Annotated in this window: 18 protein-coding genes; 7 read left to right on the plus strand and 11 right to left on the minus strand. The window is 58.7% G+C overall.

Annotation, left to right across the window (positions count from 1 at the left end; genetic code table 11):
• Positions 1 to 28 precede the first annotated feature (28 nt).
• Complete coding sequence (locus JOE34_RS21480; protein ID WP_029571981.1) at positions 29 to 1837, minus strand: hypothetical protein; 1809 nt, start codon at positions 1835 to 1837, stop codon at positions 29 to 31.
• Positions 1838 to 2119: 282 nt separating this feature from the next.
• Here JOE34_RS21480 and JOE34_RS21485 point away from each other — a divergent pair, with 282 nt between their 5' ends.
• The 5 genes from JOE34_RS21485 (at position 2120) to JOE34_RS21505 (ending at position 12717) form a co-directional block, all read left to right on the plus strand.
• Entirely contained in the window at positions 2120 to 7189 is a 5070-nt protein-coding gene (locus tag JOE34_RS21485) for an RHS repeat-associated core domain-containing protein (protein ID WP_209996638.1), read from the plus strand.
• Between the two features lie 399 nt (positions 7190 to 7588).
• Entirely contained in the window at positions 7589 to 8149 is a 561-nt protein-coding gene (locus tag JOE34_RS21490; protein ID WP_122242260.1) for a fimbrial protein, read from the plus strand.
• A gap of 152 nt (positions 8150 to 8301) precedes the next feature.
• Positions 8302 to 9003 carry a molecular chaperone gene (locus JOE34_RS21495; protein ID WP_245227210.1) on the plus strand — a complete coding sequence of 234 codons (702 nt, stop codon included), beginning with the start codon at positions 8302 to 8304 and terminating at the stop codon, positions 9001 to 9003.
• A gap of 37 nt (positions 9004 to 9040) precedes the next feature.
• Positions 9041 to 11554 carry a fimbria/pilus outer membrane usher protein gene (locus JOE34_RS21500; RefSeq protein ID WP_209996640.1) on the plus strand — a complete coding sequence of 838 codons (2514 nt, stop codon included), beginning with the start codon at positions 9041 to 9043 and terminating at the stop codon, positions 11552 to 11554.
• A gap of 47 nt (positions 11555 to 11601) precedes the next feature.
• The gene (locus tag JOE34_RS21505) at positions 11602 to 12717 is read left to right on the plus strand and encodes a fimbrial protein (RefSeq protein ID WP_003343524.1); all 1116 of its coding nucleotides are present in this window, start codon (positions 11602 to 11604) and stop codon (positions 12715 to 12717) included.
• Positions 12718 to 12758: 41 nt separating this feature from the next.
• Here the strand turns inward: JOE34_RS21505 and JOE34_RS21510 are convergent, their stop codons facing one another.
• From JOE34_RS21510 to JOE34_RS21520, 3 genes are all read right to left on the minus strand, one after another.
• Positions 12759 to 14297 carry a hypothetical protein gene (locus JOE34_RS21510; RefSeq protein WP_050585214.1) on the minus strand — a complete coding sequence of 513 codons (1539 nt, stop codon included), beginning with the start codon at positions 14295 to 14297 and terminating at the stop codon, positions 12759 to 12761.
• A 102-nt stretch (positions 14298 to 14399) separates the two neighbouring features.
• Positions 14400 to 16598, minus strand: a complete 2199-nt coding sequence (locus JOE34_RS21515) for an autotransporter outer membrane beta-barrel domain-containing protein (protein WP_209996642.1) — start codon at positions 16596 to 16598, stop codon at positions 14400 to 14402.
• A 297-nt stretch (positions 16599 to 16895) separates the two neighbouring features.
• Positions 16896 to 18974 (minus strand): hypothetical protein, encoded by a 2079-nt coding sequence (locus JOE34_RS21520; RefSeq protein WP_209996645.1) that lies wholly within the window; start codon positions 18972 to 18974, stop codon positions 16896 to 16898.
• Between the two features lie 406 nt (positions 18975 to 19380).
• Between JOE34_RS21520 and JOE34_RS21525 the strand changes: the two genes are divergently transcribed.
• Together JOE34_RS21525 and JOE34_RS21530 are read left to right on the plus strand one after the other, a co-directional pair.
• Complete coding sequence (locus JOE34_RS21525) at positions 19381 to 20130, plus strand: response regulator (RefSeq protein ID WP_010426439.1); 750 nt, start codon at positions 19381 to 19383, stop codon at positions 20128 to 20130.
• A complete protein-coding gene (locus JOE34_RS21530; protein WP_032660606.1) occupies positions 20127 to 21167 on the plus strand; it encodes a HAMP domain-containing sensor histidine kinase in 1041 nt (346 codons plus the stop codon). Before JOE34_RS21525 ends, JOE34_RS21530 begins: the two co-directional genes overlap by 4 nt.
• An 8-nt stretch (positions 21168 to 21175) precedes the next feature.
• On the opposite strand, the gene JOE34_RS21535 is transcribed toward JOE34_RS21530, so the two are convergent.
• From JOE34_RS21535 to JOE34_RS21565, 7 genes are all read right to left on the minus strand, one after another.
• On the minus strand, positions 21176 to 22222 hold the full coding sequence (locus JOE34_RS21535) for an AI-2E family transporter (protein ID WP_010426429.1): 1047 nt from the start codon (positions 22220 to 22222) through the stop codon (positions 21176 to 21178).
• Between the two features lie 69 nt (positions 22223 to 22291).
• On the minus strand, positions 22292 to 23110 hold the full coding sequence (locus JOE34_RS21540) for a DUF4892 domain-containing protein (protein ID WP_024649189.1): 819 nt from the start codon (positions 23108 to 23110) through the stop codon (positions 22292 to 22294).
• Positions 23111 to 23249: 139 nt separating this feature from the next.
• Entirely contained in the window at positions 23250 to 24104 is an 855-nt protein-coding gene (locus JOE34_RS21545) for an alpha/beta fold hydrolase (protein ID WP_010426421.1), read from the minus strand.
• Complete coding sequence (locus tag JOE34_RS21550; RefSeq protein ID WP_024661400.1) at positions 24101 to 24910, minus strand: alpha/beta hydrolase; 810 nt, start codon at positions 24908 to 24910, stop codon at positions 24101 to 24103. The genes JOE34_RS21545 and JOE34_RS21550 overlap by 4 nt, the downstream gene beginning before the upstream one ends.
• Positions 24911 to 25160: 250 nt before the next feature.
• On the minus strand, positions 25161 to 25604 hold the full coding sequence (locus JOE34_RS21555; RefSeq protein WP_003304856.1) for a hotdog fold thioesterase: 444 nt from the start codon (positions 25602 to 25604) through the stop codon (positions 25161 to 25163).
• Between the two features lie 63 nt (positions 25605 to 25667).
• The gene (gene sixA, locus JOE34_RS21560) at positions 25668 to 26123 is read right to left on the minus strand and encodes a phosphohistidine phosphatase SixA (protein ID WP_004410363.1); all 456 of its coding nucleotides are present in this window, start codon (positions 26121 to 26123) and stop codon (positions 25668 to 25670) included.
• Entirely contained in the window at positions 26120 to 26410 is a 291-nt protein-coding gene (locus JOE34_RS21565) for a DUF4389 domain-containing protein (RefSeq protein WP_229636555.1), read from the minus strand. Before JOE34_RS21565 ends, sixA begins: the two co-directional genes overlap by 4 nt.
• Between the last annotated feature and the right edge of the window lie 15 nt (positions 26411 to 26425).

The following is a 26425-nucleotide window of genomic DNA, read 5'->3' on the forward strand; positions in this document are numbered from 1 at the left end:
CCATGCAAGTGTCGGGTCATGCCGGTAGCTATCGCGTCGTGCGTCCGCTTGCCGGCCCAAAAAAAAGATCTTCCAGCACCGTGAAACCGATGGACGGAAACTGCGTGTAATTCGCCCCTTCATCAAAGCTGACTTCAACCTTCACGGTGTTGGTCTGACTGTCTCTTTGCAGACTTTCCAGAAAATCCCTCGGGATAATCACCGATACCTTCCTGGCATCGTATTCCGCCTCACTGAGCGGTTCGGCTGCACCGGTACGTAGCCCGACCGTCTGCTCCGATCCCGATTTCAACAAGCCAGTGGCCTTGATTCGTACCCGTTGTCCGGGCGCCATGTAGACCCAGGAAGCCAGGTCAAGACCGGCACCTTCTGGCGATACCTCAGCGAGCGAGAGCCGGCCATCAGTGGCGCGTGGGCGCATGATCTGGATGGAAGGCCAACCGGAGCCCAGGCCTCTGACTTCCAGATCGAATACTTTCGAGGTGCCCGATTGCGACGCTGAATCGACCTTGTAATACACGGCCAGACGCTTGCCCATATTGGCCGGAACCGCTGTGGGCGGGATGAGGAACAGGCGCGAATCGTCTGGCGAAGGATCAGCGATAAAGGTGCCCGTGCTTCCGTAACCATCCCAGTACATCTGTACCGTGGAGTCGTCGCCGATGACCGCGTCTTTCGGTATGCGAATCGTCGCCCCCCTCTCCAGCTGCGAGGCAAAGATATAGCCCTTCACGCCCCCTTCAACGGGATTTTCAATGGTCGCGTCTTCGATAACGGGCTCCGGTAGATCGAGTGGCCGACGCAGAATGACCTTGCGCGGCAACGAGCTGGCTGCATGGCCGGGTCGCGCGTACTGGTACACCAGCTCGATTTCCTTGCCGTTATTGGCATAAAGCCAGGCCTGAGCCAGCGAGAACTGCAGTACGCCACTGTCGAGATTGGTTATGTCAGCCCTGAGGGTCTGCACCAGTCGATTGCCGCTGGAGACGTAAACCACGACATCGTCATCGATCTGAATGCCGAAAGGGTCGATCAGCAGGGTGATGCCGTCAGGAAAGGCCTCCGGGTCCAGTGAGCCGCCGCTGAAATCCTTGATAGTCAAGGCGGGCAATAACGCCGCTGAGGGTGCGACGATGGCCAGAGACTGGGTGACCGAGGCCGTTGTCGATGTGGAGTCGGCATACTCGATGCAGTAGCTCATCAGAACGAAGCCATTTCCAATGGATGTAAATTCGTTGGGCCCTATCGGCCACTGCAAGGGCTGGCCCACTTCTTTCAGTGTTAATACCTGGGAAAAGAACAGAGGGTACAAGTAATCGCCTTCGGCGAAATAAAGATCCAGCGTGAGGGTCACCCTGTCGCCCTCGCGCATGGCCAGATACGGCGGCGTTACGATCAGCACCTCATCGACTTCCCACAGCAGGTCGGGATCAAGCTTCAGATCGTGAGACTCCCTGCATTGCGGCACCCCCAGCCCGGCGGCCGTTGACGGCGGTTTACCGACATAGAAGAACAGGCGCAGGGATTCATCGGGGCGACCAACGACGACGTACGAGTAAAACACCCACCCCTTATCAAGCCTCACCAGCAACGGATTATTGATCAACAGGGGCATGCCTTCAGGCTGCAATCCCACGACCTCGATCAAATCGTTGATATAGTCCTCCACTGCGCCCAGAGCGCCGCAACCTCGCCAGTTGGGCATGAACCGATCGCCGTTCTTGATGCCTGGGTAGTTGATCCAGGTAATCAGGTCGGCACTGCCCAACTGTTCCAGATCGAGGTAGTTCCCGGGCTGCAGGTCGGGCACCTTGGGGGCGGGAAGATCCAGCGCCATGAGTGAGACTCCTTTCTCGTTTCCGCCTGAAATGGGTATATCGCAAGGGTTGCCCCTGAGGATGCGGATAGGATTTTTTTTACGCCGATGCACATCAATTGCCCACTAGCACTACTGCTAGGTTGTTGCCCGGGTACGGACTGTTAGGGTTAGGCAAGACCTCCAGCCACACCGACGCCCAAGGTGTTCAGGCTTGGGCGTCGTCATTGACCAGAGCGCAAGGACTGCACAATCGTCAGACACCGCTGCGCTTGTCACGCATCAATCAGCGAGGTCCGCTCCATGGCTGCTTCTACTTCCGTGCACTCCAACGCGCTCAATTTCATGAGTTGTCTGAAAAGCGGCGTTGACCCACGCACCGGGCTGTACAACATATCGATCAGCATGCCCGATCTGCAAAGCAATGACCTGCGCGGGCCGGGGTTCCGACTCGACATGTCCTACAGCCAGCTCAATACGCTGGACAGTGGCTATGGCCTGGGCTGGAACCTGCAGTTGTCACAATACGATCCTGCCACTCAGATCCTGTCCCTCAGCACGGGCGAGACCTTCCGGGTCGACGGCACCAGCAGCACCGGTCAGCTGACGATGACGGAGAAGAAACTCGACACCTTCCACTTCTACAAGCTGGACCAAGAGTCTTACCGGGTGGTGCATAAATCAGGTCTGGTGGAAATCCTCAGACTGCACAGCAGCGGCAATAAAAAAATGGCCTGGGTGGTAAAAATCATCGCGCCGTCGGGGCACAGCATTGCGCTCAAACACACGGCGTTCAACAGCAGCACCTACAGGCTTGATTCGATCACTGACGACCTGGGTCAGACGTTGCTGGAAATCGCACGCAGCAGCACCTCCGTCGAGCTGAACCTGCACCCGTATGCCGGCACTGGCGGCACTCCGCTGGCACGCTTTTTAATGACACTTGCCGGCAGCGACAAACGCGTGTCGCGCATCACCCTGCCCACCGACAATAATGCGTCCTGGCGCTTCGAATATGGCCTGGAGAATGGCAATCAGTTATGCGTCAAGCATGTAGAGACACCTACAGGAAGCAGCGAAGACGTTTACTACGAGGACGAGGGCCATACATTTCCATCCAGCGCCGCTCGCCTGCCCATACCCAGAGTGACAAGACACGTCATCGATCCCGGTCTCAAGCTGGCAAAGCTCGATGTGCGATATACCTACAAGGACGGCCAGCAACGCTCACGAAATTTTCTCGGTGCAGGGTTGCCCATCGCCTGGGAAGACAACGGCCTGGACAACCTCTATAAATATTTGCAGGACTACGACTATGTCTGCACCGAAAGCCTGTGGGTCGACAACAAGGCCGTGCGCAGCATAAAGCGGACCTTCAACCGCTTCCACCTGCAGACCATTGAAGTCACCACCCAGAACGAAAATCAGCAAACGGTCACGACCGCCTACAACATCCTGGAGGGCGTGCATTACTCAAAGCAGCCCGCCGATTGTCAGCTACCCAGCAAAGTCACCACCCGCTGGCAACGGCTGGACGAGCCTGAGCGGACCCGCACAGAGACCGTCACCGATACCTATGACATTTACGGCAATCTGCTGGTGCATACGCGAGCCAACGGAATCGAAGAAGTCAGCAGTTGGTACCCGGCCAGCGGTGGCGACGGTTGCCCGGCCGATGCGGAAGGGTTTGTCTCCCGGGTGAAAGAAAAAGTGGTCAGACCCGCCCTGTCGTCGCAGCCCAAGGCCCCTACCCTGTCCACGCGTTATCGCTACCGCATATTGCCCGCACTGACCGGCAGCGGCTCACCCGACTGGATTGTGCCGGAAGGCGAAATACTGCTGCAGCTTGAAAGCGATGGAACCTCTGTGGAGCTGCAGAGGATCCTGCTGGAGTACATCAACCAGCCGGACGCGCCTTTCCAGCATGGTCGAACCGGGAAAAATATCGAGTCCCTGAATGGAAACGACACCGTTACCGTCTACGAGTACAGCAATAGCGAGAGCGAGCAACTGAAAGTCCCGGTACAACTCATCGACATCATCACTATCGGTTTCGACAACGCCCGCATAAGCAAGCAGCAACAGCAGTCATTGTTGACAGGCCAGGTGCTGCTGACCCTGGAAGAAGGCGTGGAGACCCGCTATATCCATGACGCGCTCAACCGGCTGATCAAAGAAACGATCGCACCGAATTCGACTGCCGGTCATGAAGCCAGTCGCGAGTACCTGTACACCCTGTGTTCCGCTCCGGCGCAGCAGGCAGAACAAGTGCTGGTCGATGCCCGCAAGGTCAAGACCCGTTCTGTCATGGACGGTCTGGGCCGGGCAATACTCGAAGAAAGGGACCACATCGACAGCAATAATCCGCACGCAATGCACATGATCCATACAGCGCACTACAACGCCTGGAACAACGTGCAATACGAAACGGATTACGACTGGTTCGACAACCAGCAACGGTTCACCACGCGTAACACGTACACCTACGACGACTGGAACGGCCAGTCTGTCATTACCACTGATCAAGGCGTGCAGACCCACCAGTACTACGACCCCATCGGCAATGAAGAACATGATGGTCCTATTCAGAGGCGCTGGGTGCAAAGCGGTGAAGCAGAGCCTCTGATCAGTGGCCGCAGCGAGACCTGGCTGAACATGTTCGGTAAGCCGGTCAGGATCAAGAGCCAGAACGCAGCCGGGATGGACCTTGGCTCACAAAGCTTTCTCTACGACGGACTGGGACGCTGCACAGAGCAGACCGACGAGTCAGACCACAAAACGCAGTTCAGTTATGACGCCTGGTCGCGCATGGTCAACACACGCTTGCCAGATAGCAGCGTGGCACGCCGTGATTATGCACCGCACAGCAACACCGAGCTGCCGATCGGCCTGGAGATGATTCATCCGGACGGTATTACCAAAACCCCGGCAGGTAAACAGACGTTCGACGGGCTCGGGCGCCTGACACTGGCCCAGGCTGGGCAACGTATCGAGCGTTACGAGTATGAGGACGGTCACCGGCAGGTCAAAACACGCAAAACGGCCAAGGGTGACGACATCAGCTACACCTACAACCTGGCACTCACCGACCAGATCGTCTCCAGTACTGCACCGGATGAGACCGCCGAGTTTGACTATAACAACGTCAGTGCCCGCCTGACCTCTGCCACCAATCAGCAAGGTAAGCGCGCTTACGCTTATGACGCGCACAACCAGTTGACCGAAGAGACCTGGACGGATCTACAAGAGCGGACCTGGAAAACCCTGCATCGGACATCCTTGCAGGGCCGTGCGATGTACCGCACCGACGTCGAACAAAAAGAAGTCAAAAACCCGGTTAAAAGCGTCGTCAAAGGCCGGCTCAAAGGCGGCGTAAAACACCGCGTCAAAGGTGTGGAAACGAGTTACTGGTACGACGGGTTCGGCCAGCTTGAAAGCGTCGTCCAGGGCAACGTGAAGGTAACCATCATGTATGACCCACTCGGTCAGCCCAGAGAGATGACAACCCACGATCAGGCCGCAGGAACCAGCCTGATAACCCGCATGGAGTATGACGACCAGGGACAGGAAGTTCTCAGGACGCAGATTGCAGGCGGTCACCCGGTACGTACGCTGGAACAGCAATGGCAGCCCGACGGACTCATGCAAAGCCGTCACCTGCAGGAAGCGGGCAACAGGCTGCTGCTGGAAGAATTCAGGTATGACGCTCGAAGTCGTCTGACCGGCGTCAGCTATTCAGGCAGTAAATTGCCGGTGCACGCCTCCGGCAGGGCGATACTCAAGCAGACGTTCAACTTCGACGAGCTGGACAACATGACCCTGAACCATACCGAATTTGCCGATGAGAGCACCGAGACAGCTATCTTCCGCTATGGCAAAGAGGGTGACCCCGACTCCAGGGACCGATGCCAGTTACTCGGCATCACCTACCGGCCTGCGCGGAGCACACCGGATCCGACGTTCTGCTATGACACCAACGGCAATCAACTCAATGACGAGCACGGCAACCAGTTGGACTACGACAGCCAGAGCCGCCTTTCACGGGTGGAGAAACCGACGGGGGAGCCGATCAATACATACGCTTACGACGGCCATAACCAGTTGGTCACCACCCGCAATGGCAGCGACAGCGAAATACTGCGTTTTTATCAGAATCAGCAGTTGAGCAGCACCGTGCAGGACAGCCGACGCACTCAGTTCCTGCACATCGATGAGCAACCCATCGGCCAGCAGACCGTCGGAGAATCTGCAGACACTCTGCTGTTGCTGACAGATGCGAACCTGAGCGTTCTCGCCGAGTTCCAGCAGAACACCTTGCGAACAGCTGTATACAGCGCCTACGGAGAACGCCACAGCGATGACGCGTTGCTCAGCGTCGCAGGGTTCAACGGCGAGGTATGCGAAAAAGACACGGGCTGGTACCTGCTCGGCAATGGCTACAGAGCCTACAACCCCGGCATGATGCGTTTTCACAGCCCCGACTCCTTGAGCCCCTTCGGCGCAGGCGGGCTCAACCCCTATACCTATTGCCTGGGCAATCCCATCGCCTGGCGCGACCCCACCGGGCATGACGCCAGCTCCCAGAGCGGCAGGCTGCGACGGCCCGATGAGGATGCGATACCGGCAGAGATGCCGGGGGGCATGGGAATAGAGTCCTGGGCCATGGTGGCGGTTGGCGTAGTGTTCACCGTACTCGGTGTCTACGCGACAGTTGCCACGCTTGGATTGGCCACACCCGTCTCGGGCCCTGTAACGGTTCTGGGTTTATCGATGAGCGCACAGGCGGCTGCCTACGTTACAGCCGGAGTGTTGGCGACAGGGACCACTCTCAGTGCTGCATCCACTGCTGCCAGTGCTTATGGTGCGGCGACGGGAAACAATACAGCACTTCAAGCAGGGCAGTACCTCGCCTACGCGGGGGGAGCTTTAGAGCTCGGTGGGGGGTTCTTGAAAGGTGCGGTTAAAAGCGCGATCAAGGCTGGGACCCAGGCACTCGGTCGAGCAGCCTATCAGACAAAACTGGGCTCGGCATTGAGCTCAGTAAACGCAACGTCTATCTCGCCTGTGACCGGCGTCGAACGGCTACCAGGATTGAAAGGAACCTTGAGCAGAACGCAACAAAGCGCAGTCGACGCATTGACGACCCTGCTCAGAAACAGGAATAACGTACCGCTCGCTGGCAACCTTACCTCAACAAGAACCGCCTCGACTCCATTTGCCAATGTTCCCGCTGATGGAGTGCGAGGTATACCAAGGGCTACAGCGCCAGCAGCGCCAGCAGCGCCAGCGCCGAGAATTAAATTTACGGAGTATCTCCCCCGCTTCGGGGAGGACGGCGTCTGGCAAAAAAACGTCTTCCTAATCAGAAGGTGAAGTCCGATATCTCGCCATCGACAGCTGTAAGCGCTTGTCGGTGGCGTCTGAGCCTGACTTGCCAAGCTGATTGCCAATACTGAATCATCCATTATCCAGACCTTCTAATGCGTTATGCCAAGTATCAAGACGTGTGTAATTTATGCCAGGCCGTAACCTACGAACGATTTAAATCTGGCATATAACGAAGCACACATCCGCAAATCACAATATACGACACTAGTTTAGGAAATATCCTACACCCCCCGCCATTAAACAAAGCCTTCCAGAGACTTTGCAACTAACGCCCCTACTGTAAACTCCCGCCCCGTCATGACACGCAACACAAACGGTCTCTCAAGACACCATAAATAGTTACATTTTCACTCTTGTAACGTTAATACTTATAAGGTTTTTATCGTGAACAAAATGCTATCCGTACTGGGCCTTGCTCTGGCGACTACATTGAGTGCCACTGTCGTATCCGCCAACCCCGGCACCGGCACCATCCGTTTCGAAGGCAAGATCACCGCCACCACGTGCCCTATCGAAGTGGTCAATCCGGGCGATGGCTCTATCGGCAACCTGGTGAACATGGGCTCTGTCGAGGCCAGCCGCTTCACCGGCATCGGTCAGGAACTCTCTGGCAAGAGCTTTGCCCTGCGCGTCAATGACGACGGCAGTTGCGGCCTTACGGCTGGCGACCCGAATACGGCCAAAGTTACCTTCATCGGGAACGCGGACAGCAGCGGCGACTACTTCGCTGTCACCCCTACTGCCGACGGGGCAAAGGGCGTTGCGATTGTCATCAAGGACCAGACCGGGACCTCCATCAAACCAGGCGACGCCTCGGCGGCTTATCCACTGGTCGAGGGGGGTATCACCGACATGGTGTTCAACGCCTACTACCGTTCGACAGCGTCTACCGTACAAGCCGGCGCCGCTTCGGCGGATGTACAGTTTGTTGTCGCGATTAACTGATACATCGACCCATTCGCTCACTATGTAAGGATCAATAGTCTTTTCACGTGAAGCATCTTCAATACGTTCAGGTTCGCTTCGGATCTGAACGTACAAGGTAACTTTCCATGATTTTCCAACAGGCGTTTAAACCACCTGCCATCGCGGGGTGCATGCTGTTATTCATGTGCGCAGCTTATATACCCGCCAGCCAGGCAGCATTGACCATCAACGCAACTCGCATCGTGTTCGACGGCGACAAGCGCAGTACTTCGGTGGTCATATCCAATCCCAGTGATCGCCCGTTCGCGGTGCAGACCTGGGTAAATACGGAGGCAGACGACACGGTCACCGTCGTTCCATTCGCACCTTCGCCGCCACTTTTCCGCCTCAATCCGGGCAAGGAACAACAGGTACAGATCAATGGCCTGCCCCACGACCTGCCCTCCGATCGTGAATCATTGTTCTACTTCAACGTGCAGGAAATACCTCAGGCCAGCCAGTCGCAAGGCAATGTACTGAATATTGCCCTGCGCACCCGTATCAAACTGTTTTATCGCCCGGCTCTGCTGACTGACAACCCCATTGCCCGCCTCAAGGACCTGCAATGGTCGGTCAGGCAGATTGCGGGCAAGGCAGAACTGACCGCGATGAATCCGACGCCCTTTCACGTGTCGTTCATTCGACTCGACGTCTCCGGCGGTGGCAGCACTGAAAAGGTCAAGGAAGTCGCCATGCTTGGCCCGTTCAGCTCTCGGCATTACGAGCTCAGTGAAACGAAAGCGGTACCGGGCCTGCAGGTGGTGTTTTCCGCAATCAACGATTACGGCGGCTACAGCAAGCCGCTGACCGCTACAGCCACGCTGACTGACTGAAACAGCGCTGGCCCGTTTCATCCCCAGGACATTGAACATGACCCTATTACCCGATTCCGGGTTCATACCAGTGCGCCTGCGCTTTATGCAGGTGTTGATTGTGTGCGGCAGCGTTACCGTACCGCTGGAACTGACCAAGGCGGCCCCCCCTGTCAACTTCCAGTCCGGCTTCCTGCGTCAGGGCCAGGACTATGACAGTGAAGCCGCGGCCAGCGTGCTGAACCACTTGTCAGTTGTCGAAAGCCTCGGGCCAGGCGATCATTGGGTAGAAATCCACGTCAATATGCGCTATTTCGGCCAACGGCAGATCCGTTTCGATGCCGACCCGCAAGGCAACGGCCTGCTGCCCTGCCTGTCGCGAGAATTGCTGGAGCAGATCGGCGTACGCCTCGACAGCCTGGCCGACCCGGCCTTGTTGCAAGTCGCTTGTGTCGCGCTGGGCCAATTGATTCCGGACGCCAGGGTCGTACTGGACGGAGGCAGACTGCAACTGTTGATCTCGATACCGCAGATCGCCATGCGCCGCGATGCCAATGGGCGAGTGGAGCCCGCGCTTTGGGATTACGGCATCAACGCCGCCTTCATCAATTACCAGACCTCGGCGCAACAGACCACCCACAGGGAGGCAGGCACCAGCAGCAGTGCAGACCTGTACCTCAACACCGGTATCAACCTGGGGTCATGGCGGTTACGCAGCAATCAAAGCGTGCGTCAGGATGCACAGGGACATCGCGAGTGGACCAGAGCCTACGCTTATGCACAGCGCGACCTGCCCGGCACGCACGCTAACCTGACCCTCGGTGAAACCTACACCGGCGGCGATGTCTTCCGGAGCATGCCGATCAAGGGCGGGTTGATCAAAACCGATCAGGAGATGCTCCCCGATTCCCTGCAGGGTTACGCACCTGTGATTCGTGGCGTAGCGCAAAGCAGGGCCAAACTGGAAGTCCTGCAGAACGGCTACCCGATTTACTCCACGTATGTCAGTGCCGGCCCCTATGAAATAGATGACCTGAACACTGCAGGCAGCGGCGAGCTGGAGATCGTGCTGACCGAGGCCGATGGGCAGGTACGGCGTTTTACCCAACCTTACTCGACCATGAGTAACCTGTTGCGCGAAGGCGTCTGGAAATACAGCGCAGCCTTGGGCCGCTTCAACGGTGCCTACGCCACCGAGCATCCCTGGTTATGGCAAGGAACGCTGGCCGTTGGAACAGGCTGGAACTCGACACTTTATGGCGGACTGATGACCAGCGACTTCTACCATGCCGCTGCGCTGGGCGTGTCACGAGACATGGGCGTCCTGGGAGCGATGGCGTTCGATGTAACCCGGTCACGCGCCAGCATCGATCAGCCCGTTCAGTCCAGCGTGCAGGGCATGAGTTACGCCATCAAGTACGGCAAGGCGTTCACGACCCATACCAATCTGCGCTTCGCAGGTTACCGCTACTCCACCGAAGGCTATCGGGATTTCGACGAAGCCGTCAGTCAGCGCAGCGACGACGATACGTTCACAGGCAGCCGCAGAAGTCGCCTGGAGGCTTCGGTTCATCAGAGAATCGGCGCACGCAGCAGCGTGGGCCTGACGCTGTCGCAACAGGATTACTGGGGCAGCGATATCGAGCAGCGCCAATTTCAATTCAACTTCAACACCCATCGTGCCGGGATCACCTATAACTTCTACGCCTCACAGTCGCTGAGCGTAGCCAGTAACCGCGGCAACGACCGGCAGTTCGGCCTGAGCATCTCGATGCCCCTCGACACCGGCCATTCGAGTAATGCCACATTCGACCTGCAGAACAGCGCCAATCGCCACAGTCAACGGGGCAGCCTGAGCGGCAGCCTCTACGAAAACCGGGTCAATTATCACGCCAGCCTGAGCAACGATGATGGAAAGCAGCAAAGTGCCAGCCTTGCGGCCGGTTATCAGGCGACCTTCGCCAGCCTTGGCGCCGGTGTGACCCAAGGCAATGATTATCGAAGTACATCAGTCAATGCCAGCGGCGCCTTGTTGCTGCACGCCGACGGCATCGAGTTCGGCCCGAATCTGGGCGACACCATCGCGCTGGTCGAAGTGCCCGATACACCAGGCGTTGGCATACAGAACGCGACCGGAGTCAGGACCAATAGCCGCGGCTACGCATTGATGCCCTATCTGCGCCCCTACCGTTACAACCCGATCGCCTTGCAAACCGACCAGTTGGGCCCCGAGGTGGAAATCGATAACGCCAGTACTCAAGTGGTGCCTGCCAGGGGGGCGGTGATCAAGACCACCTTCGCTGCGCGCACGGTGACACGCCTGGTCATCAATGCGACCACTCAAAGTGGCAAGCCGCTGCCATTCGGCGCCCAGGTCAGCGACGCGCAGGGCAACATCCTGGGCATCGCAGGCCAGGGCGGGCAGGTGTTGTTGTCCACCGGCATGCAGGCGCAAACCCTCGATGTCCACTGGGGAGAGAAAATCGACCCGCAGTGCCGCCTGCACATCGACCCCGCCGGCATGCCTCTGACCAAGGGCTATCGAATGCAAGACATGACGTGCGCCCAGTGACATCAGGTCTGAGCCATCCGCGACATTGTTATTTCAGGAATCACCCCATGAACACTGCATTGAATGCCCTGCTCCCCAGTCTGATCCTGTTGGGGGCCAGCTATAGCGCTGCGGCTTATTCCGACGTACAGGACGACACCCCCAGCAACGATTGCTACTGGGTTTCCTCTCCGGGAATAAAGGATTACCGGCGCGACATCGGCACGCTATACGTCCCAAAAGACGCTGCAGTGGGCACCTTTATCGGCAGCATCGATATGCTTCACGCCACAACAGACCAGGCTGGCCTGGAGGCGGCCTGCAAAAATGATGGAACGGCTCTTCTGGAATTCAACGCTACGGCAACGGCTCCGATATTTTCGGGCACGGTGGAGCCTATAAACGGGGAAGACCTCACCGGCAAGATACTGCAAACCAATATTCCGGGCGTCGGGGTGCGGGTAAGACTGGAGTATCCGTATGACAGGAACTGCCCCAATTGCTTCACGCCTGTAGGTGGCAGCGCCTCTGTTCCGTTCATCGGCATCAACGACCACCAGAAAATGCTCACGAGCCTGCGTTTCCTTCATCTGAACAACTACCTCACGCTGGTCAAGACCGGGCCGATTCCTCCCGGCCCCAATGTGCTCAATGGCAGTGAACTGTTCTCCGGAAGCGTGACGACGCTTGGCAAGATCATGAAGTTCGGGCTAACCGGCACAATACTTCAGGCACAGTGCAGCGTCGGTGCAGATCCGGTCAGTGCCGACCCGGTGCAGTTGGGTGAGTGGGACAGCACTGACTTCACCGGTCCCGGCTTCACCACGCCTGCGGTGCCGTTCAGTATTGCGTTGAGTAACTGCGAGACCTACACGGGCGCAGGCTTCGTGGCAACGGCGCATATCCAGCTCGATGGTGTCGAAGGCTCGGTTCCCGAGGGCCCAGTCGGCAGCGGGGTGTTCAGCCTGACCAGCGATTCGGACGCCAAGGGCATGGGGATTCAGGTCCTGAAAGGTGACGGCGTTACGCCCATGGAGTTACAGACCGAAGTGCCCCTGATCGCGATCACACCCGGCAACGTTGTGCTGAACTTCTACGCCCGCTTCTATCAGACTCAGGCCAGCAGCGCGATCCGGCCGGGCAAGGCCAAAGGGGCACTCAGCTTCACGATGACCTACAAGTAGCACTGCACCGTGGACTGCCGACCTGGCGGTCCATGACCTTCTCAGGCGTACAACGTCGCTCTCAGTGAAGGGAAAGGCTGCCAGGAGAGCGTCTGATCGAAACTCACCCGCACTCGTACATCCAGCTGAGTGCCGATCATAAATCTGTTCAAATCCGTTTTGCTGATGTGACCGGCATCGATTTCATCGTCCACTACCGGCACCGGGTGCTCGTCGAGCACGCTGACCACTAGCAAAGCATTATCAGCGCTGCTTAAGCCATGCACCTCGACGCTGACAAACTGGTCAGTGCCCATGAATGACCAACTGTCGAGCGTGAACCGCGCGTACCCGCCCTCGGCAATGTCATGCAGGCTCAGACGCCCCCCGGATACTTTGTCACATTGCACGACTGGAAAGCCTGTCATGCCCATGATGCTCAGCGTATGCCGGTCGGAAATATGTGATGAGTCGGCGCTTTTTTCGAACACCTCGTAGAACACCGGGATTGACTTGCCGAAATGCTGGGCAACTTGTGTCGGAGGAATGCTGAACAGTCTCGAGTCTGCGATTTCCGTAAGAAAGGAGCCCACACTGCCTGGCTCGGCCCATTGAACGCGGACGGTCTCACCGGGAAAGATCACTGCATCCTCAGGTATCGATACCGTCGTGCCCTGAAAGGCATCTACCGGATCAAGCCTGCTGGCGCTTGCCGAGCCTGCGGCCTCCTGAACCCTCGGGGGCGGTAACACACGCGGGACTGGCTGAGCGCACACCAGCAGCGAAACAGCCAGCGCACGAGGCCCGGCATTGCCCGAACGATCCTTCAGTCTGTAGGACGCATAACGAATGCCATCGCCGCTCTCGAGAATCAGTTGCCTGCCGAAGGCGATATTGATTGCGCTACCGATATCGGACGCTTCGAGCGTCAAGGTTCCGGTGTGCTCCGACCCCGTCGGCGTGCTGCTCCAGTACCAGGTAATGATGTCCCCTGGGCTCGGCGAAAAATAGGCAGGCACCTCGGCCAGCAGGGTATCGCCATGAGTGTCCAGCCAGGCCGCCGTGAGACCGTCACTGATGATTTCTTCCGGAAAAATCAGCGCCCCTTCGTCTTCGAATACCGGTGCCGTTTTATCAATGACAAAGACCAGTGTTTCGGATTCGGTCTGCACCTGATTGGCGGTCTCGACGCTATAACGGAGTCGATGCTGGCCTTCGATAAGGTATTGCTGCGGGATCATGCTGAACAGATCGGCGGACTGCACAGGTTCGGTCCAGATCTTCTCCTCCAGCAGCATGTCATTCCAGTAAACGCGCAGATACTCGGGATCGCCCGGCGAGGGCCCGGAGTTCTGCCACATGGGAAAATCGACCCGCAATGGGGCGAGCCAGGCACTGCTGGGGAGCAAATTGGGCTCACCACCGGGTACATCAGGAAGGAGTTCGGCGATGATGGGCGGCGCAAGCAAACTGCTCTTGCGCCTTGAAGCCGACCTGAACAGGATTCTGATCCGTTCGAGCCACTTTGAAATGACAGACATGAGCCGGGCCTCCAGCGCGAGGAAGCGGTGGCCGACCCGTTTGCCGACCGCCATGCCCATCAGTTAACACCCTGTTTTTTTCTGCGGATACTGGCACAAGTGATAGGACCGTTGGCGCATCAGCGCCAGCGATCAAACATTATCCGCCCCGCTTCGCTGTCGCTACCAACTGTAACGCAAGCCCGCACTGGCACCCCACGGCTGCTCGATGGCATCGCCATTGCTGTAATCGAAATCAGCATGCAACTGCAGGTTGTCAGACAGCGACACCGAAACACCCGCCCCCAACTCGCCACGGGAACCGGAGAGGTCGTTGTTGAACACGTTGTCATTGACCTTGACCTCGTTCCTGTTGACGAATTCGTGAGCCACGGCCACCCGCACGTAAGGTTGCAGCGTACGTCCTTTGCCCAGGTCGAAACTGCGCCCCGCTGTCGTACCGACCTTGCCGAGCAGCGACCGGCTGCGGTCACCTTCGGCACGCATACCGTTGTCCAGTGCGTAGTCCTTGCCCTGAACGACCAGGCCCGCTAGCTGGGTATAGGGTTCGAGAAAATAACCATTGTCCAGTTTGATGTGCCGACCCAGCTCCAGCGACGCACCAACCCCCAGATTGTCGTAGTTGCCGCGCGTGCGGGAACCATCGCTGAGATTGACTCTGGCCTTGTTCTTGAACTGATTGAGTTTGATCACGCCATCGACGTAGTAGCCGCTTTCGCTGTCCAGCCAGGTGCTGTAAGCGCCCAGCGAGTAGCTGTCGACCTTGCCACTGGCACCGTGATCCAGACTGAGGTCGGACGTACTCTGCCCGATCATGACGCCTGCCAGCCATTGCCCAGACCCCATAGGCAGCTTGCCATCTGCGCCGAGAGCGACACCGCTCTGAACCTGCTGATACCCGAAGCCTGAGGCGTCGGCGACATTGAATTTGTTGCCGTAGGTACGTATCCAGCCGCCGGAACGGCCCTCGTCCATACGCAATTCGCCCATGCGCGAACGTAGCGTCGTCAACTCCCCGTACCAGACAGTCGGCGCGGTGTTGAACAACGCCATGACCGTCTGTGCGCCAGGGCTGATGGTGCGGGTGGCGGTGTCCAGATACCAGTCGTTGTCGCCCTGTTTGATCAGGTCATAGGACCAGGCGCCCAGATCCACTGCGCCGCCTGCGAGCGAAAAGCTGGCATCGCCGGCTGCCGCATGCACGACGTGCAAGCTGGTATCGCTGAGCGGATCGACACCCGTGCTGCCAATAAGCAAGGTATGACTGCCGGTCGCGTTGCCCGTGATGTCAAGAAAGTCAGTGGCCTGGCCACCGAAATCCACATCCATCATGAAGGTGCCACTCCCTGACAGGCTTGCGAGTGACAAGGTGTAAAACGCGGCCGCGTCGCCAAACCTGACCGAGCCGCCGTTCATGGACAGTTCATTCACCTGACCATTCTCGACCATCACCCACTGGCCCTGGCTACTGAGCGACAGGCTGGATACGTTCTCCAGGCGCCCGGTCAGGGTCGCATTATTTTGCAGTGACAGGCTGGCGGTACTGCCCTCACCCGCCGATACATCGCCCTGCAGATGGCTGTTGTCCACGGTCATGTGCGCCGTTGAACCGTTGATCAACTCCAGTATCTTGCCATTGCCGCCAGTCAGCGTAGAACCATTGTTGACCTGGATATCGGCAGTCGCGGGCGCGCCGGTGGGCGTTCCGACGATCAGCGCCGACCCGGTGATACCTTCGACCCGGGTTCCTTCAAGGACCAGCAGATTGCTTGAGGGCACGGCCGGGTCAGCGCGCAAGCGCACGCCATATTGCTGCCCGGTAATGGTGCTGCCGGACGCCTTCACCATGGAGTCCCACATCTCCATGCCTCTGCCATTGGTGCCAGTGGCCGTTACTGAAGTACCTTCCAGGGTCAGGTTGCTGAGCGAGCCGGCATTTATTCCGCGATTGGTGGCGGTGATCGTGCTGCCGATGACGGTGGCCGTGGAGCCGACCAGTTGCGAACTTTCATTGCCCATCCCCAGGCCATCCGCGCCGCCTGTCAGGACGCTACCGACGATCAACGCCTCTGCCCCGGTCAACGAGACGGCTGAAGAGCTTGTACCCGCACTGACCTGACTGCCAGTAAGCGTCAGCTTGGCTCCGGTGATCGTGGATATTTGCAGGGTGGTCGCGCCGTTGGCGGTCAGATTCCCGGTGCTGACAACCCGATAGCTGTCCAGCGGGCCTGTTGCATCGATGGTCTGCGGCGTACCGACAAGGATTTGCGCAAGCGCATGACTACCGGTCAGCAAGGGAGAAAGAAAAATAACGGTCTTTAGTGTCCATGAAAGCGGACGCAGCACGAATGGAGCATTCATGAGGATGCATTACCTTGAGGTAAACCAGGTTGAACCCCGTGACGACTGCCCGAAAGCGGCCTCGGGAGGGAGGCCGCAAGACTAGCGGGATCCAACTGAATGCTCTGTAGGACGTTTCCTAGGTAACAGTAGGGAGGTTCTGACAGCAGATGATCGTCGGGGAAAACACCGATAAGCGTAGGTGACATGACCCGGCACGCGCCGGCCTTCCTAAACCGTTTGGGAGCAACCTGAGCCTGCTTATACCCGGCAGGGTGACTGCGGCAGGCCGCAGGCACCGTCTGCCGGTGACCCTCCTTAGTTTTTCGTTGGTTGACCTGTTTTGAGCACGATAGGACAAGACCCGTTTGCGTCGTACATCCCTACCCGGGCGGTGGTTTCCAGCGAGGTAATGGTTTCGCCTCCCATGCTGAAGGAGTACCTGATCCTCGCGCTCCCGTTTTGGCTGCCGCCTGCAGGATTGTAGATAGGCAGAATGTGTTTATCGTAGGGCGTGACCAGCCAGATGAAACCGGTGGCCGGATGGTTGCCTCCCAGCACGATAGCCTCGTCTTTTTCGGTGCCGGAAATAGGCACGTCGCCGGTATTTCCCTCGGAGCCGTACCAGTGCAAAGTGACGGTTTCATTGTCCGACAGATATTTCGAAAGATCCGGAACGCGGACCCGTATACCTGGTTCACCCTGCCCCGGATTTTCGATGCCGTCGGCGAAGAGTGAATCGCAATTCAGCCAGCCATTAGAACTGGTGCCCTCGAAGACCGGGGCTTCCGGGATGATGACAATGGCGTCTACGTTGACCAGAGTGTCCGGCGAGTGTTGCGTGTTTTCTGAATCGGGCCCATGAATGCGGTAATGGGCCGGCAAGTCAACGCGATTGCCTTCATGATCGATGTAACTCCAGGGTATTTCAACATCACGCTCAGCGCCTGCCAGGTCGCCAGCAGCCACGGTGTATTGAGCCTCTGCTACATGGCTTGTGCCCCAGTAGAAATCTATAATTTCACCCGCTTGAAGTCTGTCATACAGCCTGAAACCGACCTTGGCAGGCTGGTTATAATCCGCCGCTGTCAGGACGTTCAACTGATTGGACGTCTGACCATAGACCTCGACCCGCAGTAATGCGTCGTTGACCGGATCCGGCCACCCAGGATCGGTTATAGGGTCAGGGCCGATAGTGGCGAAATTGACATTGACGCTGATGCTTTTCACTTCGGACGGAACGACACCACGCAGGATTCGATAACTCACATCGGTGGGCTGGTCGCCGCCGTTCGCTTGATTGTATTGCCCCTGCAGAACCAGATCAGGGACGCTGATCGAAATCGGAAACGCTGGAGAGCTGCCGACTTCGTCAGGTCGAAGCACCTCAGTACCCCAAGTGACTTCGATACGGTCGGCCGGCTTCCAGTTATCGAACGACTCGATCAACACCTCGACCCCAAGTCTCGCATCAGGCAGGTTAATCAACTTTTCTGGAGGCTGTGCCAAGGGCACGACGGGTTCTTTCAAGTGGTCGGGCAATAGCCCCAGCGCCACGTCGATGCGTTTTGGGCTGGAAAGCGAAGTGCGATTGGTGGCTTTGTCGACCAGAATGTAAATGGCGTAGTAGGGCTCGTCCCTGGACGCTTCAATGGCCGAAACGGGGAATGTCACCGTATTATTCGTCGAGCTGGCCAGTTCAACGACACCAACCGGAGCCGGCAGTTCTTCAGCACTCTCTGGCAACGGCGTGCCAACCCAGTAGAAGGCTACCTTGTCGCCGGGTTGCCAGTTGTCATAGTCAGGCAGCGTGCCGACCAGACCGCCCGGGTTTGCATCCAGAAACGCCTGGGTCAACTGATCTGTAGCCAGAACCATCTGCTCAGGCTCAAGATGCTCGCCCGGCGGCGTGGTATCGACGATGAGGTCGATCGACGGGCTGGTGGTCTCTTGATCATTCGGTTGCCTGATCCGGTAGCGCAAACTGTAAGCACCGTCTGCAGGTTTTGCCAAGCCTTGCATTAAACTACTCAGCGGAATATCGATCACCATTGGAAAGGTTTCAGGATCAACCGGTGCGGTAACGGTATCGCTAAACACTTCTTTAAACGCGTCGTTATCCGCCGCTGCACCGATAGCCCAATCGATGAAAAAAGTATCGGAGTCGCCCGGGTCAGTGACCAGTCCTGCCCACTGAGGCAGGGTGACCTTGAGAAATTCGCCAGCCAGGACATCCTTGTTCAGCGTTCCATCGGCCGGGTCCACAATGCCCGCCACCTGTGCAGGGGCAAGGTCTGCGTCGATCCCTGAACCGCGTTGACTGCGCGCCAGCCGGTAGGCGATACGCGCTTTTTTTTTGTCATCTAACGTTGCTGTTGTTTTTGAATCGACCATCATCAGCACTCCTTTGCTATCCGATTGCCGCCCTGTTTATGCAGAAAACGTACGGGCGGATTGATCATGCACCCAGGGTCTGTTGCCGTTGCATCGCGAGCCGATACAACGGCAACAAACCCTGGCCGTCTCGACAAAAGTTTGTCTGCCAGAACCGGCCATCCAGACCGGTAGCCCGTTCGATTAAACGGTAGTCGCGCGACGCTGGATACTGTCATTAGTACCAGGGGTGCGCTTTGCAAGGCACGCTCGACAGGCGCTCGTATCAATCTCGATACATTTATGACATGCGCCCGACATTCGATCACGCCACCCTACCGCCGAGCTTCCCGGCGAAGTAGCATGAGGGGCAGCGCTGATCTTCAACAGCGGCCAGTCCATGGCGGCACAAGCAGGCGACAGACGCATTATGCAAGCACTTCCCGATACCTCCCTGGATGCCACATCGACCGATCAGCGCTGGAGCGTTCGTGCGCTGATCGTCGATGACGATGTGGCCATTCGCGAACTGCTCTGCGACTACCTGACGCGCTTCAATATCAACGCCAGTGGCGTCACCGACGGCACACAGATGCGTCAGGCGCTGACCGCGGAAACCTTCGACGTGGTGGTGCTGGACCTGATGCTTCCCGGTGAAGACGGGCTGTCACTGTGCCGCTGGCTGCGCAGCACGTCGGACATCCCGATTCTGATGCTGACCGCACGCTGCGAACCGACTGACCGGATCATCGGTCTGGAACTGGGTGCCGACGATTACATGGCCAAGCCGTTCGAGCCACGCGAACTGGTCGCGCGCATCCAGACCATTCTGCGCCGGGTCCGCGACGAACGCAGTGATCAGCGCACCACCATTCGTTTTGACGCGTGGCGCCTGAACAGCGTCCTGCGCCAGCTGACCGCCGCCGATGGCCTGGTGGTGCCGCTGTCCAACGCCGAGTTTCGTCTGTTACGTGTGTTTCTCGAACGGCCGCACCGGGTGCTGAGCCGCGAGCAGTTGCTCGATGCTGCCCGCGGCCGCTCAATCGAGGCGTTTGACCGCAGTATCGATTTGCTGGTCTCGCGTCTACGCCAGAAGCTCGGCGATGATCCGAAAAATCCACAACTGATCAAGACCGTGCGCGGTGAAGGCTATCTGTTCGATGCCAGGGAGCTGGGTTGATCCGCAGATTCGACACGCTGTTTGCGCGACTGTTTGGTGGCGCTCTGTTGGCTATTCTGTTGGCGCACCTGCTGGCCTTCATCTGGTTCACTCAGTACGGCATGCGCCCGCCGCCACCTACCGCGTCCAACACCGAGCATGGGCAATTCGATCAGCGGCCCATGCACAGACCGCCGATGCTCGGCGGTCCGCTGATATTGCTGTTCTTCCAGTTCATCACCCTGATCATCGCTGCGTGGTACGGTGCCAAGGCCCTCAGCCGTCCCGTGCAGAGCCTGAGCGAAGCAGCCGAGCGCCTGAGTGAAGACCTCGACAGCCCGCCACTGGAAATCAGCGGCCCGCAGGAAGCCCGACTGGCTGCGCAGACGTTCAATCTGATGCAGCGCAAGATCCGGGAACAGATGCAGCAGCGCGGGCGCATGCTGGCTGCGGTATCCCACGACCTGCGCACGCCCCTTTCACGGCTAAAGCTGCGTGTCGAACAGATCGAAGAGCCCAGGCTGCATGGCCAGATGACTCAGGATCTCAATGACATGATCAGCATGCTCGACGCCACCCTCGCCTACCTCAATGAGCACCGGCGCAGCGAAGGCCTGCAGCAATTCGACCTGCAGGCGCTGATCGAATCGCAGGCCGAGAATGCCCAGGACAATGGCGACGACGTGCAGTATGAAGGCCAGTGCAAACCGCTCAAGACGCAGCCGATGGCGCTGCGCTCGTGCCTGCAGAATCTGGTCGACAACGCTCTGCGTTACGCCGGTAGCGCGCGTATTGTGATTGAGGACAGCGCCGATCACGTGCGCATATCGGTCGTTGATCACGGACCGGGGATTGCGCCCGAGTTTCACGAGACAGTATTCGAACCGTTCTACCGTCTGGAAGGTTCTCGCAACCGCAACTCCGGCGGAATCGGCATGGGTATGAGCATTGCGCGGGAAGCCGCGCGGCGCATCGGCGGCGAGCTATCGCTCACACAAACGCCAGGCGGCGGCCTGACGGCAATCCTCGATCTGCCAAGACGCAGAGCGACTGCATAGCCAGCCCGCTAGAGGGGACGCGCCCGCTCGCTGCCGACCCAATCGGTCAACAGGCTGTAAGCGACTGCCAGAAGCGTCGGGCCGATGAACAGGCCGATGAAACCGAATGCCAGCAATCCGCCGAACACACCCAACAAGACAATCACCAGCGGCAGATTGCCGCCCCTGCTGATCAGGTATGGCTTGAGCACGTTGTCCACGCCACTGATGATGAACATCCCCCAGATGCCCAGAAATATCGCCATACCGTACTCGCCCTGCCAGACCAGCCAGGCAGTGGCAGGCAACCAGACCAAGGGCGGGCCCATCGGGATCAGACTGAACAGAAAAGTCAGAATACCCAGCACCAACGCGCCGGGAATACCCGCGATCAGGAAGCCGATCAGCGCCAGTACCGCCTGGGCCGCTGCTGTACCTATGACGCCGTTGACCACGCGCTGCACTGTGCCAGCGACCAGATCCAGATAATACTGGGCACGCTCGCCGATCAGGCGTTCCAGCAGGCTGAGCACGAAGGCGGCCAGGCGCGGACCGTCCCTGTAGAAGAAGAAGGCGAAGACGATGCTCAGGGTCAGTTCCAGAATCCCGCTGCCGATCTGCGCACTGCGTGCCAGAATCCAGTTACCGACCTGACCCAGATGCGGCTTGAGCGTCGCCATGAACGCCGCGCCTTGCTGATCGATGGTGGTCCACAGCGCTACCAGTCGTTCGCCCACCAGCGGAATACCCGCCAGCCATTGCGGTGGGTCGGGCAAGCCGTCGACCTGAATGTCCTTGATCAAGCCCGTGGCGTCACGCACATGATCGGCAAGATTGAAGCCCAGCCACACCAGCGGCGCCGCGACCAGCAGCATCCAGCACAGGCACATCACCAGCGCAGCCAGCGACTCACGGCCCTTGAACCAGCGGGTCAGCAAACGCATCAGCGGCCAGCTGGCGAAGGCCAGTACCGCGCCCCAGACCAGCGCCGACCAGAACGGCGCCATCACCCAGAGACAGGCACCGAACAGCGCCAGCAGCAGAATCTGCACCAACAGACGGTCATTGTTGAACATGCGCTATTCACTAAAAAGGATCGGAGGAAGCGAGCATAATGGCGAACCTGCCTGTCCGCCATCACTGTTCTAGCGGATAACCTCGATCTTGAGCCCCTTGCCTTCAGTGACGCCCGCCTCGAGCCGGGACGCGCGAACGCCTTTGGCGATCAGGGCGTCAAGCCAGGCGCCGGCACTGGGCCCGGACACGGTGGCGCGCAGGCTGCTGTCCAGGTTCAAGGCGCGAGAAACAAGAGTAACCCAGGCATCCTGCGGTTCGCCGCTCAGTCGGGGCAGTTCCAGCTTGCCGGTGCTGCGCAATTGGCGCAGCAAGGTGGCAGAGGTCGGCAGCAGTTCGCCCAGTGGCGCAGAGGATTCAAACTGCTCGACGTGCAGGTAGGCCCGGCGGTTGCCACGGGTGATGCTGTAAAGCGCTACCAGGGTGTCACTGCGCGGTTCTGCCAGACGCAACAGAAGGTAAGCCTGGCGGTCATCCGCACCATACAGTTTGGCGTTGCCGAACACTTCGTTGGCCCACAGGCTGCTTTCTCCGCAGTCGCGCGCCTGACACCAGAACAGCAGTTCGGCGCCTTGCTGCTGCAAGGATTCGCGAGCTGCGGTGAAGGCGTCGTCGGAAGTCCGCTCGGCAGGTAATTGATAGGTAACCGACGTCAGATTGCCGCGCGCACTGACCTGGCCATCAAAACGCAACTGGCCGCTGATCTTGCGGATCGAGCCCATGGGGTAGACCCGCTCGAGCTCGGCAGCTGGACGATAATCGACGATTTCCGTGTCGGCCAGACGCGGCAGAATTTGCAGATCACTGCTGCCTGTTACGTCGGCGGCGCAGAGCACAGTGCTGAACATCGACAGGCACAAGGCGACAACGGGAACACTTGATAAACGCATGAGTGCTCTCATTGGCAGGCAAGCAGGGAACGAAAATATAAAAGATCGCCAGCGAGGCGGTCACCAGAGGCTGCGGATTGATCCATCACGGTTGACTCCTGTTTCAACCCGTCCAGCGTCGACAGTTGCCGGGCTCAAGTCAAGAAGCAGCGAACAAGCGATTGATACAGTGTGCAACAGCGCTCGCACCCTGCTCGTCGTTCAGGTGCAGATGATGACCGCCTTCAAGCTGCACGACGTCGAAAGGCAGCCCGGACAGCATGAGCTGGTTTTTCGCCAGCATGCCGCCTGTAGCGACCAGCAGTTGCGTCGGGCAACGGATAGCGTTTACGAAAGACATCGCCTGCTGATGTGTAAGACGAATCGCAGATGGCAACGTCAGGCGGCTGTCGCTGCGCCAGGTATAGCCGCCGGGTACCGGCATCAGACCGCGCTGGGCGAGTAATTCGGCAGCCTCGCGACTCACCGGGACCACGCCTTTCATACGCGCCTGAACAGCACGTTGCTGATCCTCGTAAACCGGCTTTTTCTTGCCTGACAGCCTGAGCTGCGCCTGCAGGGCGGAGCCCATCCGCCCGGCGGCGGATTCAGGGTCGCCGGTCAAGGGAATCAAACCATCAATCAGTGCCAGCCGCGTGACCCGCTCCGGCAACGACCCGGCCAGCAATACCGAAATGATCGCGCCCAGCGAGTGGCCCATCAGGGCGAAGCGCTGCCAGCCCAATTGCTCGGCGACCTGCAGCACGTCGAACACGTAGTCGGCCAGCGCATAGGACGCCCCGGCAGGCCGATGCTCTGAATGACCATGCCCGGCCAGATCGAGCGCTACGATGCGCAGGCCCTCCAGTCGCGGTGCCAGGCGGGCAAAGCTGTTGGCGTTGTCGAGCCAGCCATGTACGGCAATCACCGGCTGGCCGTCTTCGGGGCCGTAAAGATGAGCCGCCAGTTCGATATGCCCAAGATTGAAACGCACCTCTTCCATGGCAAACGTCACGCCGTCACCCTTGAGGCACTGCGTGCGTCCCAGCGAGCCAGCAGCGTCTTGAGCAGCAATGCGGTTTCATCCGGTCGTTCAAGGGGAAACATGTGCCCTCCAGGCATGGACAGATATTCGCCTTCGCGCATGCGTCGGGCCAGATAGCCATGATGAGGCATGATCACCCGGCTGTGTTTGCCGCGCACCATCGCGAGTGGCACCTTGAGTTGCCGTGACGGCACTGGGCTGGTGTGCGGGATGCTGCGGTAGATGCTGATCTCGGTCGCCGGGTCGAAACGCAGCCGCCACTGCCCGCCGTCCTCGCGCAGACCGTGTTGCAGGTACGCGCTCAGGCAGTCGGGATCGAAGCGGCTGAACAGGGTCTTGCCAGCGAAGTAGGCGCGTGCCGACCGCAGATCATCAAACGCCTCACGACGGCCCAGGGTACGGCCCGCTGGCGTGATGCGGTCGATAAAGCCCAGGCGCTTGGCGGCGCGTATGAACAACTGGTCAGCCAGCCCCAGCACCGGTGAGTCGAGCATCACCACGCCCCGGTAGAGTTCCGGGCAGCGCAATGCGGCATGCAGATGCAACACGCCGCCGAGCGAGTGCCCTACCCCCCACACCGGGCCAGGCTGCTCGCGCAGATGGTGAAGCAACTCATCGACCAGATTCAGCCAGTTGTCATCCACCGGAAAACGCGGATCATGGGCGTGTTGCTCAAGATGGGCCACCGAAAATTCCGGTGCCAGCGCGCAAAACAGCTTGCTGTACGTCGCCGAAGGGAAGCCATTGGCGTGAGCAAAGAACACGGGTTGCGACATGCCAATACTTCCATGAGCGGGCGAGTCACGATTGTGCCAAGTTGCTTCGCAGATCGGCAATGACTGGAACCGCCATCGCAGGTGTCACTCCGGCCATCAGGATCACCCGATACGGCGGTCGGAGCGGCATTAAGGCCTATAAAGCCTGGGTTAAACGGTCCAGACAAGCCTTTATATAGGCGACCTGAAAACCAAAAGACTGCCTGAAGAGAGCCTTGGCTTAAGCAGAGGGATTAATAGCTGAGAACACTCAATTGACTGGAGGCTCTTTGCCATGCGCTACGACGGCCACCGTCAAGCGTGAAATGCAGCTTGGCTTGCCTTCGTCGTTGCTGATGCGGATGTCCCATACATGAGTGGTCCGGCCTATGTGCACAGGCCTGACCACACCGGTGACACGCCCGCTACGCACACCACGCAAATGGTTGGCGTTGACCTCCAGCCCGACGCAAAAATACTTGCTCGGGTCGACGATCAGGTAACTGGCCATTGACCCCAGCGACTCCGCCAGGACCACGGATGCGCCGCCGTGCAGCAGTCCGAAAGGCTGGTGGGTACGTTGATCGACCACCATGCTGGCCGTGAGGGAGTCATCGGTGAAAGACTCGAAGCGAATGTCCAGCACTTCACCAATAGTGCTTTTTTGAGCCGCCATAAGGGCTTCGATATCGGGAGCCTGACGCCATATGCTCATGCTGAATCCTTTTCCCCAGGAGAGCCGCATTCGCGGCGGTCATTCATTGCGCGTACAGGCTGTTCAGACGTGCCTGACGCTGTTGAGGCGCATGCCGCCTGCCACTACGAACTCGCCTTCCAGTTCGGCAAGACTGGCCGTGCTCATCGGCTCGGCCTGTTGCGGACTGCCGTGCGCCAGTACCCCGATCAGTTCGCCCACCAGAGGCTGATGGCTGACCAGCAGCACTTCATCGATACCCAGCTTGTCCAGTTGCGCCAGCACCTCACGCGGGCTGCTGTCGGGTGTAAGCCAGGGCGCGGTGACGATCGAGTCATCGAAGGCCAACGACTGACGCACCAGCTCGGCAGTCTGTTGTGCACGCACATAGGGGCTGGCGATGATCCGTTGCACGGGCTTGTCCGTCAGTTGCAGCGCACTTTTCAGCACTTCCTCACGCCCATGTGCAGTCAATTCGCGCTCCGCATCACTGCGCGCCCGCGACTGCGCTTCGCCATGACGCAATACCCAGACCTTCATGGCTTTGGCTCCTCATCGCGTACCGGCTGAGCCGCTGGCGGGACATGATGGGGCGCCTCGCCTTCGGGCGCACGCGGTGCTGGCCAGTCGCCAAAAGGCCAGGGTTTATGGTCGCTGTGAAACGTCCCGAAACGACCGATCTGCGCCAGGTACTGGCTGATGCTGTCGCCGAAGTTCATCAGGCCACCATTCGGCGCACCGTAAATCAGGCGATAGACCAGTTGCACCAGCACCACGCCCGCCAGAATGATCTGGGCAACGTGCCATACGCCCAGAAACAGCAGCATCCACAGAATGCGCAG

This window comes from Pseudomonas sp. PvP028 (genome assembly GCF_017832255.1).
Taxonomy (GTDB): Bacteria; Pseudomonadota; Gammaproteobacteria; order Pseudomonadales; family Pseudomonadaceae; genus Aquipseudomonas; species Aquipseudomonas syringae.

Bases quoted from the DNA above. Each gene is read 5' to 3' on its own strand.
- JOE34_RS21520 (WP_209996645.1), bottom strand. From the start codon at position 18,974: ATGATGGTCGATTCAAAAACAACAGCAACGTTAGATGACAAAAAAAAA.
- JOE34_RS21515 (WP_209996642.1), bottom strand. From the start codon at position 16,598: ATGAATGCTCCATTCGTGCTGCGTCCGCTTTCATGGACACTAAAGACC.
- JOE34_RS21540 (WP_024649189.1), bottom strand. From the start codon at position 23,110: ATGCGTTTATCAAGTGTTCCCGTTGTCGCCTTGTGCCTGTCGATGTTC.
- JOE34_RS21485 (WP_209996638.1), top strand. From the start codon at position 2,120: ATGGCTGCTTCTACTTCCGTGCACTCCAACGCGCTCAATTTCATGAGT.
- JOE34_RS21550 (WP_024661400.1), bottom strand. From the start codon at position 24,910: ATGTCGCAACCCGTGTTCTTTGCTCACGCCAATGGCTTCCCTTCGGCG.
- JOE34_RS21510 (WP_050585214.1), bottom strand. From the start codon at position 14,297: ATGGGCATGGCGGTCGGCAAACGGGTCGGCCACCGCTTCCTCGCGCTG.
- JOE34_RS21500 (WP_209996640.1), top strand. From the start codon at position 9,041: ATGACCCTATTACCCGATTCCGGGTTCATACCAGTGCGCCTGCGCTTT.
- JOE34_RS21525 (WP_010426439.1), top strand. From the start codon at position 19,381: ATGCAAGCACTTCCCGATACCTCCCTGGATGCCACATCGACCGATCAG.
- sixA (WP_004410363.1), bottom strand. From the start codon at position 26,123: ATGAAGGTCTGGGTATTGCGTCATGGCGAAGCGCAGTCGCGGGCGCGC.
- JOE34_RS21535 (WP_010426429.1), bottom strand. From the start codon at position 22,222: ATGTTCAACAATGACCGTCTGTTGGTGCAGATTCTGCTGCTGGCGCTG.
- JOE34_RS21555 (WP_003304856.1), bottom strand. From the start codon at position 25,604: ATGAGCATATGGCGTCAGGCTCCCGATATCGAAGCCCTTATGGCGGCT.
- JOE34_RS21495 (WP_245227210.1), top strand. From the start codon at position 8,302: ATGCTGTTATTCATGTGCGCAGCTTATATACCCGCCAGCCAGGCAGCA.
- JOE34_RS21505 (WP_003343524.1), top strand. From the start codon at position 11,602: ATGAACACTGCATTGAATGCCCTGCTCCCCAGTCTGATCCTGTTGGGG.
- JOE34_RS21565 (WP_229636555.1), bottom strand. From the start codon at position 26,410: ATGCTGCTGTTTCTGGGCGTATGGCACGTTGCCCAGATCATTCTGGCG.
- JOE34_RS21480 (WP_029571981.1), bottom strand. From the start codon at position 1,837: ATGGCGCTGGATCTTCCCGCCCCCAAGGTGCCCGACCTGCAGCCCGGG.